Source organism: Nitrobacter winogradskyi Nb-255, assembly GCF_000012725.1.
Lineage (GTDB): Bacteria > Pseudomonadota > Alphaproteobacteria > Rhizobiales > Xanthobacteraceae > Nitrobacter > Nitrobacter winogradskyi.
Map to the genome: position 1 here is coordinate 1,722,007 of NC_007406.1, position 12,551 is coordinate 1,734,557.

General features: G+C 60.6%; 15 protein-coding genes. 10 read left to right on the forward strand and 5 right to left on the reverse strand.

The genetic code is table 11. The features are described from left to right. The first annotated feature begins 9 nt into the window (after positions 1-9). On the forward strand, positions 10-258 hold the full coding sequence (locus NWI_RS08225) for a DUF2442 domain-containing protein (RefSeq protein WP_011314841.1): 249 nt from the start codon (positions 10-12) through the stop codon (positions 256-258). Between the two features lie 312 nt (positions 259-570). Here the strand turns inward: NWI_RS08225 and NWI_RS17925 are convergent, their stop codons facing one another. Beyond that, on the reverse strand, positions 571-726 hold the full coding sequence (locus tag NWI_RS17925; RefSeq protein WP_187147954.1) for a hypothetical protein: 156 nt from the start codon (positions 724-726) through the stop codon (positions 571-573). A gap of 50 nt (positions 727-776) precedes the next feature. Next, positions 777-1,487, reverse strand: a complete 711-nt coding sequence (locus NWI_RS08230; RefSeq protein ID WP_011314842.1) for an ROK family protein — start codon at positions 1,485-1,487, stop codon at positions 777-779. A gap of 273 nt (positions 1,488-1,760) precedes the next feature. On the opposite strand from NWI_RS08230, the gene yghU reads away from it, so the two are divergent. The 4 genes from yghU to NWI_RS08250 all read left to right on the forward strand — a co-directional run bounded on the left by yghU (position 1,761) and on the right by NWI_RS08250 (position 4,925). Further along, positions 1,761-2,633, forward strand: a complete 873-nt coding sequence (gene yghU / locus NWI_RS08235) for a glutathione-dependent disulfide-bond oxidoreductase (RefSeq protein ID WP_011314843.1) — start codon at positions 1,761-1,763, stop codon at positions 2,631-2,633. A gap of 48 nt (positions 2,634-2,681) precedes the next feature. Then, positions 2,682-3,362 (forward strand): 3-oxoacyl-ACP reductase FabG, encoded by a 681-nt coding sequence (fabG, locus tag NWI_RS08240; RefSeq protein ID WP_011314844.1) that lies wholly within the window; start codon positions 2,682-2,684, stop codon positions 3,360-3,362. A 305-nt stretch (positions 3,363-3,667) separates the two neighbouring features. Beyond that, positions 3,668-4,210 carry a bifunctional 3-hydroxydecanoyl-ACP dehydratase/trans-2-decenoyl-ACP isomerase gene (gene fabA, locus NWI_RS08245; protein WP_011314845.1) on the forward strand — a complete coding sequence of 181 codons (543 nt, stop codon included), beginning with the start codon at positions 3,668-3,670 and terminating at the stop codon, positions 4,208-4,210. Positions 4,211-4,247: 37 nt separating this feature from the next. Next, the gene (locus NWI_RS08250) at positions 4,248-4,925 is read left to right on the forward strand and encodes a DUF2161 domain-containing phosphodiesterase (RefSeq protein ID WP_011314846.1); all 678 of its coding nucleotides are present in this window, start codon (positions 4,248-4,250) and stop codon (positions 4,923-4,925) included. 37 nt (positions 4,926-4,962) lie between these two features. Here the strand turns inward: NWI_RS08250 and NWI_RS17930 are convergent, their stop codons facing one another. Then, entirely contained in the window at positions 4,963-5,118 is a 156-nt protein-coding gene (locus NWI_RS17930; RefSeq protein ID WP_187147955.1) for a hypothetical protein, read from the reverse strand. A 161-nt stretch (positions 5,119-5,279) separates the two neighbouring features. Between NWI_RS17930 and NWI_RS08255 the strand changes: the two genes are divergently transcribed. Together NWI_RS08255 and NWI_RS18235 are read left to right on the forward strand one after the other, a co-directional pair. Next, the gene (locus NWI_RS08255) at positions 5,280-5,579 is read left to right on the forward strand and encodes a hypothetical protein (RefSeq protein WP_011314848.1); all 300 of its coding nucleotides are present in this window, start codon (positions 5,280-5,282) and stop codon (positions 5,577-5,579) included. 330 nt (positions 5,580-5,909) lie between these two features. Beyond that, entirely contained in the window at positions 5,910-6,128 is a 219-nt protein-coding gene (locus NWI_RS18235; RefSeq protein ID WP_244375016.1) for a DUF6719 family protein, read from the forward strand. A gap of 161 nt (positions 6,129-6,289) precedes the next feature. On the opposite strand, the gene NWI_RS08265 is transcribed toward NWI_RS18235, so the two are convergent. Continuing rightward, complete coding sequence (locus NWI_RS08265; RefSeq protein ID WP_148203927.1) at positions 6,290-6,769, reverse strand: CreA family protein; 480 nt, start codon at positions 6,767-6,769, stop codon at positions 6,290-6,292. A gap of 282 nt (positions 6,770-7,051) precedes the next feature. On the opposite strand from NWI_RS08265, the gene NWI_RS08270 reads away from it, so the two are divergent. From NWI_RS08270 to NWI_RS08280, 3 genes are all read left to right on the forward strand, one after another. Next, positions 7,052-8,533: a L,D-transpeptidase gene (locus tag NWI_RS08270; protein WP_011314851.1), complete on the forward strand. Its 1,482-nt coding sequence runs from the start codon at positions 7,052-7,054 to the stop codon at positions 8,531-8,533. 172 nt (positions 8,534-8,705) lie between these two features. Further along, positions 8,706-9,632, forward strand: coding sequence for a polysaccharide deacetylase family protein (locus NWI_RS08275; RefSeq protein ID WP_011314852.1), 927 nt, complete (start codon positions 8,706-8,708; stop codon positions 9,630-9,632). 21 nt (positions 9,633-9,653) lie between these two features. Beyond that, positions 9,654-10,202 carry a dihydrofolate reductase gene (locus NWI_RS08280; protein ID WP_011314853.1) on the forward strand — a complete coding sequence of 183 codons (549 nt, stop codon included), beginning with the start codon at positions 9,654-9,656 and terminating at the stop codon, positions 10,200-10,202. A gap of 32 nt (positions 10,203-10,234) precedes the next feature. Here NWI_RS08280 and NWI_RS08285 read toward each other — a convergent pair whose 3' ends face one another. Further along, on the reverse strand, positions 10,235-12,517 hold the full coding sequence (locus tag NWI_RS08285) for an NADP-dependent malic enzyme (RefSeq protein WP_011314854.1): 2,283 nt from the start codon (positions 12,515-12,517) through the stop codon (positions 10,235-10,237). Between the last annotated feature and the right edge of the window lie 34 nt (positions 12,518-12,551).

Below are 12,551 nucleotides of genomic sequence, written 5' to 3' on the forward strand. Positions count from 1 at the left end.
AGTCACAAGATGAACATTTCGGCATCTAGCGTTCGTTTCGACGAACATACAATGTGGGTCGAACTGACTGACGGTCGCACGCTCGGCGTGCCGCTGGCATGGTTTCCGCGGCTCTTGAGGGCGACACCCGCGCAACGCGACAAGGTCGAGATCAGCCGCGTCGGGCTGCACTGGGACGACCTCGACGAGGACATCTCGATTGCAGGGATACTGGCCGGACGCGGCGATGTCACGCATCGCCCGGATCATGCGGCGTGATGCTTGCAGTGCTGAAGCCAAAGGGTAGCATGCCTCGCTTCGATAACCTTGTCGAAGTATTTGGAATGGACAAGGCGTTTCCAGATCGCATCTGGCCCCGCGACAAATGCTCTCGCGAGCGAAATTTTTAAAGTGTTGAAGCTCCGCAACTCGCCAAACCCACGCTTTCAACACTACATCGACGACAACAATTGTCTCACCTTATAAACGTACTCAAAACTAGTCTATCGCACGTGCGTCACAAAGCCGAATACGTACGCCGCCGGGCAACATACCCTCACCCCCGGCGAGCTCATCCCATACCCAGCGTCATCAAATGCCGAGGTGTTTGATAACCGCCAATCCGGCGAAGAAAGCAACCAGCAGTAGCGCGCCGATTATGACGTAGACGTTCTTGCGGCGTTTGCTCATACTTGGCGCCCCGTTGTATTCTCGCGTCGAACTGCGCCATTCCCTGAAATCGTTCATTGTTCAAACCTCCGTCGCCGCCGGCCGTAAGCGCCACGCGCAGGAAGCGATTAACGCACCCTCGCCCGCGCGTCCACACTGCTCTGATCCCATAACCGGAAACCGCCCTCGAACGCATCGGCATTGTCGCCGCGCCGCGATTTCGGCGGCAGCTTTTCGAGATGCCTGGCGTTACCCCCGCCGATCAGCACCTCGTCCGGTTCGAGCGCGGCCGAAAGCTGCGCGATGATGTCGAAGACATGCTTGCGCCATTTCTTGTCGCCGCTGTGCTTCCGCCCCGCCTTCCCGGCGTAATCCTCATAGGTTTTACCCTTCCGGTATGGCAGGTGAGCCAATTCCATCGGCTCCGGTTCGCCGTCCGCGATCATCGCGGAGCCGAGCCCGGTGCCGAGCCCGAGAAACAGCATCCGCCCGCCGCGATAGCCGCCGAGCGCCTGCATCAACGCATCGTTGACGACGCGGGTCGGCTTGCCGAACGCCTTCTGAAAATCGAATCCTTTCCACCCCACGCCGAGATTGACGGGTTCGCGCAGCGGGCGATTTCCGCAGACCGGGCCGGGATAGCCGATCGAAACGACGTCGAAGGACCAGTCCTTCGTCAGCGCCTTGATCTTGCGCACCATCTCTTTCGCCGTGAGACCGGGTCCGGATTCGAACTTGCGCGGGACGCGGTCCGTGTTGGTCATCATCTTGACATTGGACCCGCCGACGTCGATCGCGAGAATGGTCGGGTTCATCCGGCTGGAGCGTGCTGCCTTCATGGTCCGTCCTCGAAACATCTGATGCGCGGCCAGCGGCGCTTCAAAAGTGCCGATCTCAACCGCCGGCGCTTCTCGATTGCTCTCCGCTTGCGGCCGTTCAAATTCGGGCCTAACTAGAGCCTTTCCGCTTCTGCTTGAACAGGAGCGAGGCTCTAGATTGTTGTTTTGACGCGTTTTCTTTCCGCGAACCGGTATCCACTTCGCTCGAAAACGCTATAGCCGCGGTATCCTGCCTGTCTCACTATCATGCTCGCTGTTCCGGAGTGCCTCTTGATGACCGACGCCCCCTATATGCCGCCAAAAGTCTGGACTTTCGATAAAGAGAATGGGGGCAGATTCGCTTCGGTCAACCGGCCGACCGCCGGCGCGACCCACGAAAAGGTGCTGCCCGTCGGCAAGCATCCCTTCCAGCTTTATTCGCGGGGAACGCCGAACGGCCAGAAGGTCACGATCATGTTCGAGGAACTGCTCGCACGCGGTCACGCCGGCGCGGAATATGACGCGTGGCTGATCCAGATCGACGGCGAGCAGTTCGGCTCGGGGTTTGTCGAGGTCAATCCGAATTCGAAGATTCCGGCGCTGGTTGACCGTTCGAGACCCGTGCCGTTCCGCGTCTTCGAGTCCGGTGCGATTCTCCTGCATCTTGCGGACAAGTTCCGCGAGTTCATCCCCAGGGCGACGGCGGCGCGCGCGGAATGCCTGTCCTGGTTGTTCTGGCAGATGGGCAGCGCGCCCTATCTTGGCGGCGGCTTCGGGCATTTCTACCACTATGCGCCGGAGAAGATCGAATATGCCATCAATCGCTTCGCGATGGAAACGAAGCGGCAGATGGATGTGCTCGACCGCCGGCTCAAGGACAACGAGTATCTTGCCGGCAACGAGTACACGATCGCGGACATGGCGGTGTGGCCATGGTACGGCGGCTTGGCCGAGGGCAGGCTCTACGGCGACAGCGCAACCTTCCTCGACGTCCAGAGCTACAAGAACGTGCAGCGCTGGACGGCGCAGATTGCCGCACGGCCCGCGGTGAAGCGCGGCCGCATCGTCAACCGCACCTCCGGTGATCCCGCAAGCCAGCTTCACGAGCGCCACGACGCCTCGGATTTCGAGACCCGGACGCAGGACAAGCTGGCGAAGCAGGGTTGAGACCCGCCCTCTTTCATTAGCAGCCGTTCCGGGCTGGAGGCTCATGCAATGCAAGGAAAGGTCATCGCCGTCACCGGAGCTTCCGGCGCGCTGGGCAAGGTGGTCGTGGATGCCGCCATCACGCGCGGCGCCAGGGCGGCCTGCATTAACCGGGCTGTGGCAAGGGGCGATGCCACGGCCGACCGGATCGAATTGGGCGGCGTCGATCTGACTGATCCCGCACAGGCCTTGCAAGCCATCGATGCGGCGGCCGCGCATTTCGGCCGGCTCGACGTTCTCGTCAACGTTGCCGGCGCGTTTGCCTTCGAAACCGTCGCGGACGGCGATCCGAAGACCTGGCAGCGCCTTTACGCGATCAATGTGGCGACCGCGCTGAACGCCTCGCGAGCGGCGATCCCGCATCTGGTTGCGTCCGGCGCCGGACGCATCGTCAACATCGGTGCGATCGGTGCCTTGCAGGCGGGCGTTGGCATGGGCGCCTATGCGGCGTCGAAAGCGGCCGTGCATCGGCTGACCGAAGCGCTTGCCTCCGAGTTGAAAGGCAAGGTGACCGTCAACGCCGTCCTGCCCTCGACGATCGACACGCCGGCCAATCGCAGGGACATGCCGAAAGCGGATTTCGCGACCTGGGTGACGGCGGACGAACTGGCTGATGTCATCCTGTTTCTGGCAAGCGATGCGGCGAGCGGCGTGACCGGGGCGCTGCTTCCCGTGCGCGGACGCGTTTGAATCGCGATCCATCGTTATATATAATTGAATATAATATCTTTGTGTCTCGAGCTTCGCTTCTCGTTGAACTGGAGAAGCTTGCTGTTTGACGCGCCGTCTTCACGCCAGCCTATAATTTCCCATCTCCCGCGAAGGCACGAGGACGTTCTTGCTTGGAAACGCTTTAGAACCCGATTTTAGACCCTTGTGTTTCCATCGTAACGTGTAATTATACCGCTGTTGCTATCTCGGGTAGCGGCAAGAGTTCCACCCCTCAGCTTCACGGTTTCCTTTCCTTCGTCGCTTCAGCGGGGATCAGGGTCGAAATGCCTAACCTTCGCAGCAGCTATGATTACGAGGACTTGCTGGCTTGCGGCCGTGGCGAGATGTTCGGCCCCGGCGAACCCAAACTTCCGTTGCCGCCGATGCTGATGTTCGATCGCATCACGGAGATTACCGAAGGCGGCGGGAAATATGGACGCGGCCTGGTGCGCACCGAGCTCGACATCAAACCGAACCTCTGGTTCTTCCAATGCCATTTTCAGAACGACCCGGTGATGCCCGGCTGTCTCGGTCTCGACGGGCTTTGGCAGATGGTGGGATTCTATCTGGTCTGGCTTGGCCGCGACCGGAATGTGCGGGCTCGTGCGCTCGGTCTTGGTGACTTGAAGTTTACAGGTCAAATCTTGCCGCACGCCCGCAAGATATCCTACACGGTCGATATCAAGCGGGTGATGCGTTCGAAGCTGGTGATGGCGATTGCCGACGGTACAGTCAGCGTCGACGGCGATACGATTTATCATGCCAAGGATCTTCGGCTCGGCCTGTTCAAGAGCCTGCCCGGATCACCGATTGAGCCGACAAGCTGATAAGCTCCCGGCTATTGAGTCGGCTTGAGCTTGTACCGTGGAAACCTCGCTTTATCTTCCGGTCAAACGCCATCTTGAAAGCCTTGGTTTCTCGGTCAAAGGCGAAGTCGGAGGCTGCGACCTGGTTGCGCTGAACGGCGATGATCCGCCTGTCGTGGTGATCGGCGAACTGAAGCTGAGCTTCAATCTGGAGCTTATCCTGCAAGGCGTCGAGCGCGCGGGCGCATGTGATGAGGTCTGGCTTGCCGCCAGGCTGTCGATGCGTGGCAAGGGCCGCGAGAGCGACGCGCGCTATCGCAACCTGTGCCGGCGGCTCGGGTTCGGAATGCTCGGGGTGACACACCAGGGGAATGTCGAAGTGCTGGTGGCTCCCTCCGCTGCCAGTCCGCGCCGTAACCCGAAGAAGCGTTCCCGCCTTGTCATGGAGCATCAACGCCGCAGGGGCGATCCCGTTGCCGGCGGCAGCACGCGAATGCCGATCATGACAGCGTATCGCCAGCAGGCGCTGAGCTGCGCGGCCGCGATGGCTGCGGGTCCATGCCGCGTGCGGGATCTCAGAGGAGAGAATCCCGATGCTGGAAAAATCCTTCTTCACAATGTCTATGGATGGTTCGATCGCGTCGATCGTGGAATTTATTGCCTGACCGAGGCTGGCAAGGACGCGCTGAAGCGATGGCCGCAGCAGTCATGCGAAGCAGTGCCGATCGTCGAATGAGTTCAAAGGGTCGAGCTTCTGGTCAGCCGGAGGATCTTCAATCAAAGCGCGGCGGCATGTCGCATGTGATCATCTCCACCTGGCAAAGCGCGTCAAAATGCATAGCTGTTTTGCCACCGGGGATTCCGTATTGAGTCAAGGTGCCGAGTTTCCTGAAGCGGGAGAAGCCTGCCTCTGCTTTCCGCTTCGTCATGCTGAATGCCTGTCGTGTTCTGAATTTGAATCGAAAGGCGCTGATGTCGGAGGCGAAACGTCGAAGAGCCGTCATTCTTCGAACGATTATGGTCATGGTGCGTTAAGGCGTTTCACGTCAATTTTTCATGGGCCGGGTTTGCGCAACCATTGAGGCGAATGATGAGCGAAGGCTGGCATACAAAATATGGCATCCGACGGGTTCGCCGCGATCCTCCCACGTTGGAGGAAGCTATCTTCGCCGCCACCGGGATCACCGACGATCTCGATTCGCAGGCGGAGATTGCGGCATCACTGATTGGAATGCCCTTCGATATCGTTCACGCAGAGGTCAAGAAGACCGCTCGGGCTGTGACGCGGTCGCCCACGACACGCGTGATCGTCGGTGAGCAAGGCGCGCTGCGTTCGGTCGTGGTCGAGCGCCGTGTGGTCCGCAGATTCGGCAACGACAAGCGACTTTGACGCGAACGGGTATTACCGCAATCCTTTTCGCTTTTGATGGAATCAGAAGCGAGGCTCTAATTGTTGTTTTGACGCGTTTTCTTCACGCGAACCGGTATCCACTTCGCTCCAAAACGCTATAGAACCACTATTTGTTGCGCTCGCGAGCACAGTTCACGTTCTTGGGAGTTATGTGAATCGCGTTACGAGACTGCGAATTGAACGCTTTCCTATGCGCCTAGTCGATCTCAGAATCTTTTGGCGTCTGGTTGGAGCGAACCGGTATCCATCACGACGCTTGAACCCTACAGAAATCGAATGCTGGAATATCGTGGCCCGCTCCTCCTCCTCATGATAGTCGGCACGCTGACCGTTGCGGCGACCGCCGCATACGCCTCGCAAGTTTCGCGAGAGACCGATGTCGTTAATCTGCGGCTGGGCGAACGCATTCTTGTTGATGACGGATCCTGTCCGGCGGGCCATATCAAGGAAGTCTCCGGTACGAAACTGACCCCGGCCGGCGTGGTTCGAGCACGCAAGTGCATACCGCGGATTCGCTTAAAGCGATGAATGCGTGCCACGATCACGGTTCGAAAGACGACCTCCCTCGGGCCGAACCTCTATTTTGATCGAGCATGGTCTGATCAAGTTGAATCGGACCATGCTTCATTCTGGCCGCAGTGTAGCCGTATTTCCTCGCGGTGAGCGGCCCTTCGGGTCGGGATCATGCTCTAATCGGAAATGAAATCCGCGCATTTTTGCATGGCCGTGTCCGAAGCGCCCCATGGCATGATCGGTATCGAGGACGTTGAATTCTGCGGCGAGCCTTCGATCACCCGGTCGGAGTAAACCATGTAGACCAGCACGTTTCGTTTGACGTCGCAGCCCCGTACGATCTGCATCTTCTTGAAGAACAGCGAACGCCGCTGCCGGAATATGTCATCGCCCTGCTTCAGCTTTTCCTTGAAGCGTATCGGTCCCGTCTGGCGGCAGGCCAGCGAGATATCTGAGACCTCCTCCGCCACTCCGAGCCACCCCTTGATGCCGCCTTTTTCGGGTACCGTGAAATGGCACGCAACACCTTCGATTCCCGGATCGTCGACGCCATAAGTCGCAAGCTTGTCATTCGGCGTCAGCAGCTTGAAAACCGTCGAGCGGCGAAAGATCAGGTCGGGCTCGTCTGCTGCATGGGCGTAAGTTCCCGCGAGCATCGCTATCGTCAGAACGATGAAGGCCAATAAGGTCTGAGCCGTCCGGCGCCTCTCATCATGAATTCGAGCTCGAAATGTCATCAGGTAGCTCCATTTGCTGAGTCCGGCCTATGTAGGTTCTTCAAGTTTCGGAAAAAAGATCCCGATCGTCCAGCAAGCCGAGAATTAGAGTCGTGTGAAGGATTTTGCATTACCCTGCGTAAGCTGACCGGGAACCGACACGGGCCGGCCGGGCGTGACGTCCGCGACGCTCATCTGAACCATGATTCGAGGGACGAAGGCGTGAGTAAATATTGGTGCTTCCTGCGCGCGATACGGTGGCGTTCGTTGTCCGCCAATTTTCCCCTTGCTCGCGCAGGTGCATATCCCTGCCCGCGGCGCGTCGGGTTGGGACTGGTAGCCGCGATCCTGATCGGACTCGGATCACCCGCTCACAGCCAGTTCTTCTGGCAGGAGGATTACCCGGAGGTTTTTATCGAGCCGCCTCCCCAGCCGCCTCCCCAGCCGCCGCCCGTGACGAGGCCGCAGGCGCACGAATCCAAACCTCGCCGTCTTTCAAAGCCAGAACCGACGGCCAGGGTCATACGGAAGCCAAACGGTCCGATCATCATCGCCGTTTCAATCCGCCGGCAAACGATGAAGGTCTACGACGGCAACGGCCTTTTCGCCGAAACGCCGGTGTCGACCGGAATGCGCGGCCACTCAACTCCAATGGGGGTTTTCAGCGTCATTCAGAAGCGAAAATGGCATCGCTCGAACATCTACAGCAACGCGCCGATGCCCTACATGCAACGCATCACCTGGTCCGGCATCGCGATGCACGCGGGCGCGCTTCCGGGGTATCCGGCATCGCACGGATGTATCCGAATGCCTCTGGACTTTGCGGTGAAGATGTGGGGCTGGACCAGGATTGGCGCGAGGGTCATCATCACGCCTGGCGAGGTGACGCCCGCGGATTTTTCGCACCCGCTGCTGACAGCCCGCCGGCCTAAGTCCGAGACGGTGCCGGCCGAGGTGAAAGCCTCCGACGCCGGCAATGCGATGCCGCAAGTCGAAGTTTCATCGATTGCATCCGATCTGCCCGCGACCGGTGAGCCCGCTGCCGCAACGCCCGAGTCCGCCATCGGACCGGTCAGGACGGATTCAGGAAATACGCAGGACGCCGACACGACGGTAACGGCGGCGGTCAAGGTTGACGGAGATGCAGCGGCCTCCCCGGCCGGAACTCCGGCAGCGCCGGAGGATCAATCGCAGTCCTCTCCGGAAAGCGCTGAGAAAACCGGGCTTATGGCGGTCTCCGCATTGAAGCGCAACGACCGGATCGCGGTGTTCGTCAGCGGCAAGGACAGCAAGATCTATGTGCGGCAGAACTTTTCGCCGATATTCGATGCTCCCATCACGATCGCCGCAAGCGATCGGCCCTTGGGAACACACGTGTTCACGGCGAGAACCACCAGGGACAGCAAGGATGACTTCCGCTGGTCGGTGGTCTCGCTCCCGGCGCCGGCGCACCGCGCCGATCGGATTCACATCTCAAAAAACCAGCCCGCCCGGCAAACGAAGGTGGCCGACGCGACGGCCAGACCAATTTCGGTTCCGGAGAACCCCACCGAAGCGTTGGATCGCGTCTCCTTTCCGGAAGACGTCATGGCGAAGATCGCAAGCGCTCTTTCAACGGGAGACTCGATCGTTATCTCCGATCAGGGGATCGCGGGCAGCGGCGAAACCGGTGAAGGCACCGACTTCATCGTCAAGCTGCCATAATGTGGCGATTCAACCGTTCGAGCTTTCGCTGAGCGGCATGTCACGCGCAACGCGGTCTCGGAGAAAGCGGTCCAGTTGGGGATAAATGCCGTTTCCGTCGAAGTGGCCGCCCCTGGCTGCGCTAGGATAACAAAGCGGACGACTCAACCGCGAAACCTTTGGGGTGATCGAGATGCGCATGACGGCGGTGCTGATTTCTGCAGGCGTGATTTCGTTGTGCGCAGCCACGGTTGCCTGGTCGCAGACACCGGCGCCCAAGGGAGCTCAGAACGCCGCGCCGGTTCCCGTGCGGGCCAGCGGGCCGCAGGTCGCCTGTAACGGAAGCCCCGACGCGCTCGGTGTTGCGCGCGTGGTCCAGATCGACACGACCGGCGGTCCGGGCTTCGGTTTCGAGCATTTCAAGCAACTCGACTTCCTGCGGGACAAGGAAGTGGTGTTGACGTTCGATGATGGCCCATGGCCCGGAAAAACGCCCGCCGTGTTGAAGGCGCTTGCGGATCAATGCACCACCGGCATCTTCTTCTCGATCGGCAAGCACGCGACATATCATCCCGAAATCTTGCGGAATGTCGCCGCCGCAGGACACACGATCGGCGGTCACACCTGGTCCCACGCCAACCTCAACAACAAGAAGCTGTCCGAGGACCAGCGCAAGGAAGAAATCGAGAAAGGCTTCAGCGCCGTCAAATGGGCGCTCGAAGCTGAACCCGCGCCGTTCTTCCGCTTTCCGGCGCTTCAGCATCCGCCGGAAATCGTGACGTATCTGGGCGAACGCAATGTCGCGATTTTCTCCTGCGACGTCGACTCGTTCGACTTCAAGACCCGCAATGCCGAACAGGTGGTCACCAACATCTTCAAGAAACTGGACAAGGTCGGCAAGGGCATCATCCTGATGCACGATTTTCAGAAGCATACGGCGGAGGCGCTTCCTGAGATTCTGCGCAGGCTCAAGGCGGGCGGCTACAAGGTGGCGCAGATGAAGGCCAAGGCCCCGATCCAGACGCTTGCGCAATATGACGAGGCGCTGAAGAAGGATACCAAGCTCCCGACCGTGAGCACGCGCCCGATCGATAGCGTAGTCCAGACCATCTCCGAGTAGCGTGACGATTCAGGACGAAAAATGCTTCGCATCGAAGGTTACGTTATCGTGTCGGCTGACGGAATGCTTGCCGATGCCAACCGGGTGATGCCCGAAGCGCTGAAGTTCAAGGGCGATCTCGAGTTCTTCACGTCGGGCCTCGATGACGCGGCTGTCGTCGTTCACGGGCGCAATTCGTTCGAGGATCAGCCCAACTCTCCGCTTCGCAAAAGGATCATTCTCACCCATCGCGTCGCTGGTGTTGAGCCTGATCCCGAAAACGAAAAAGCGACTTTGTGGAATCCCGCCGGCGCTTCGTTCGAGGACGCCTGCTCCCATGCCGGAGTGCGCGACGGAACTGCCGCGATCATCGGTGGGCCTACGGTTTTCGAGATGTTCCTCGATCGTTATGATACGTTCTGGCTGTCGGAAGCTCCGCATGTTAGGCTGCCCGGAGGCGAAGGCTGCTTCCCCGCCGTCCCTGATAGCTCTCCGCAAGCCGTGCTGACGGCGCATGGCCTTCAGCCTCGCGAGGTCCGGATTCTCGATGCGAAGAACGATGTTGGCGTCACCGCATGGCGCCGGACATGATCCGCTTCAACTTGATCGGATCGGATCATGCTCTAGATTCGGCCCGCGCGTTCCTGCGCTTCGACCACCGCAATAGCCGTCATGTTGAGTATGCCGCGCGCCGTCACTGACGGAGTCAGAATATGCGCGGGACGCGCGGGACCGATCAGGATAGGCCCGACCAGTAGCCCGTTGCCGAGCACCTTGATCATCTGATAGGCCGCGTTCGCCGCATCGAGGTTGGGCAGGATCAGAACGTTGGCGACGCCGGTTAGCCGGGAATGCGGCAGGATCAACTGTCGCGCGGACTCGGACAGGGCGGTATCGCCCTGCATCTCCCCGTCCGCCTCGATATCGGGATGTCGGGTGATGAAGATCTCGGTCGCCCGGCGCGCCTTGCGCGCCGATTCGGTATCGTAGCTGCCGAAATCGGAGTGCGACACGAAAGCGATCTTCGGCTTGATGTTGAAGCGCTGCACATGCACCGCGGCCTGGCCTGCGATATCAGCCAGTTCTTCCGCGGACGGATTCGGGCGGACCTGCGTATCCGCGATGAAATAGGCGCCCTTGCCGGTGATCATCAGCGACAGCGCGGCAAAGTCGCTTGTCTCCGGCAGATACCCGATGATCTCCCGGATATGCCGGAGGTGCCGCATATAGCTGCCTTCGACGCCGCACAGCATCGCATCGGCTTCGCCTCGCACCACCGCGAGCGCCGCGATCACCGTCGCGTTGGTGCGGATCGTGGTGCGGGCGACGTCCGGTGTCGCGCCGTGCCGGCCGGCGACGTCGATATAGGACTGCACATAGGAGCGGTAGCGGGGATCGTCCTCGGGATTGACAAGGTCGAAATCCCTGCCCGCCTTGATCGCGAGACCGAGACGCCTGATCCGCGTTTCCACCACGGACGGGCGACCGACCAGGATCGGACGGGCCAGTTGCTCCTCGAGCACCTGCTGGGTTGCCTGCAGCACCCGCATATCCTCGCCCTCGGCGTAAATCACCCGAAACGGCTGCTTCTTCGCCTCCGCGAAGACCGGCTTCATGACGAGGCCGGACCGGAAAGCAAAGCGTTCAAGCCGCGCGTGGTACTCGTCGAAGTTCGTGATCGGCCGCGTCGCTACTCCCGAGGCCATGGCGGCCTTCGCGACGGCGGGCGCGATGCGCAGGATCAGCCGGGGGTCGAATGGACCGGGAATCAGGGAACCAGGCCCGAACCCCTGGGTCTCGCTGTCAAACCGGATTGCCGCGTCAAGCGGCGGTTCGCGCGCGAGCCGGGCGATGGCATCGACAGCGGCCAGCTTCATCTCCTCGTTGATCGCGGTGGCGCCGACGTCGAGAGCGCCGCGAAAGATAAAGGGAAAGCACAGGACGTTGTTCACCTGGTTGGGAAAGTCCGAACGGCCGGTGCAGATCATGGCGTCGGGCCGCGCCTTGCGCGCCTCTTCCGGCATGATTTCCGGCACAGGGTTGGCGAGCGCCAGCACCAGCGGCCTGTCCGCCATCTGCGCGACCATTTCCGGCGTCAGCACGCCCCCGGCGGAGACACCAAGAAACACATCCGCGCCTGAAATCACCTCGGCAAGCTTGCGTTTGTCCGTCTTCTGCGCGTAAGCCGCCTTCCACTTGTCCATCAGCGTATCGCGGCCCTCGTACACAACGCCGTCGATATCGCAGACCCAGATGTTCTTGCGCTGCGCGCCCATCGACACCAGCAGATTGAGGCAGGCGATTGCGGCCGCGCCCGCGCCGGAAGCAACGATCTTCACTTCCGCGAGCGCCTTGCCGTTCAGCATCAGGGCGTTGGAAACTGCGGCCGCGACAATGATCGCGGTGCCGTGCTGGTCGTCATGGAACACCGGAATCTTCATCCGGCCCTTCAGGCGCTCCTCGATCTCAAAGCACTCCGGCCCCTTGATGTCTTCAAGGTTGATCCCGCCGAAGGTCGGCTCCAGCGCCGCGACCGTCTCCACCACGCGCTCGATGGTGTCGGCGGCGATCTCGATATCGAACACGTCGATACCGGCGAACTTCTTGAACAGGATCGCTTTGCCTTCCATCACGGGCTTGGAGGCGAGCGGCCCGATATTGCCAAGGCCGAGCACGGCGGTGCCGTTCGACACCACCGCGACCAGATTGGCCCGGCCGGTTAGCGTGGCGGCTTCCGCCGGATCGGCGACGATCTCCTCGCAGGCCGCGGCTACGCCGGGCGAATAGGCCAGCGCGAGGTCACGCTGGTTGGCGAGCGGCTTTGTCGGCTGGATTTCGAGTTTGCCGGGACGCGGGGAGCGATGAAAGGACAGCGCGGCGGAGCGAAGATCCTCTGAATACGACACGTTGCAGCGCTCCTTGCCGCCTGCCTTGGTCAGC

Coding starts and splice junctions, on each gene's coding strand:
- NWI_RS08280 (WP_011314853.1), top strand. CDS start 9,654: ATGCTTCGCATCGAAGGTTACGTTATCGTGTCGGCTGACGGAATGCTT.
- NWI_RS08255 (WP_011314848.1), top strand. CDS start 5,280: ATGAGCGAAGGCTGGCATACAAAATATGGCATCCGACGGGTTCGCCGC.
- yghU (WP_011314843.1), top strand. CDS start 1,761: ATGACCGACGCCCCCTATATGCCGCCAAAAGTCTGGACTTTCGATAAA.
- NWI_RS17925 (WP_187147954.1), bottom strand. CDS start 726: ATGAACGATTTCAGGGAATGGCGCAGTTCGACGCGAGAATACAACGGG.
- NWI_RS18235 (WP_244375016.1), top strand. CDS start 5,910: ATGATAGTCGGCACGCTGACCGTTGCGGCGACCGCCGCATACGCCTCG.
- fabA (WP_011314845.1), top strand. CDS start 3,668: ATGCCTAACCTTCGCAGCAGCTATGATTACGAGGACTTGCTGGCTTGC.
- NWI_RS08230 (WP_011314842.1), bottom strand. CDS start 1,487: ATGAAGGCAGCACGCTCCAGCCGGATGAACCCGACCATTCTCGCGATC.
- fabG (WP_011314844.1), top strand. CDS start 2,682: ATGCAAGGAAAGGTCATCGCCGTCACCGGAGCTTCCGGCGCGCTGGGC.
- NWI_RS08265 (WP_148203927.1), bottom strand. CDS start 6,769: ATGCTCGCGGGAACTTACGCCCATGCAGCAGACGAGCCCGACCTGATC.
- NWI_RS08225 (WP_011314841.1), top strand. CDS start 10: ATGAACATTTCGGCATCTAGCGTTCGTTTCGACGAACATACAATGTGG.
- NWI_RS08275 (WP_011314852.1), top strand. CDS start 8,706: ATGCGCATGACGGCGGTGCTGATTTCTGCAGGCGTGATTTCGTTGTGC.
- NWI_RS17930 (WP_187147955.1), bottom strand. CDS start 5,118: ATGACGAAGCGGAAAGCAGAGGCAGGCTTCTCCCGCTTCAGGAAACTC.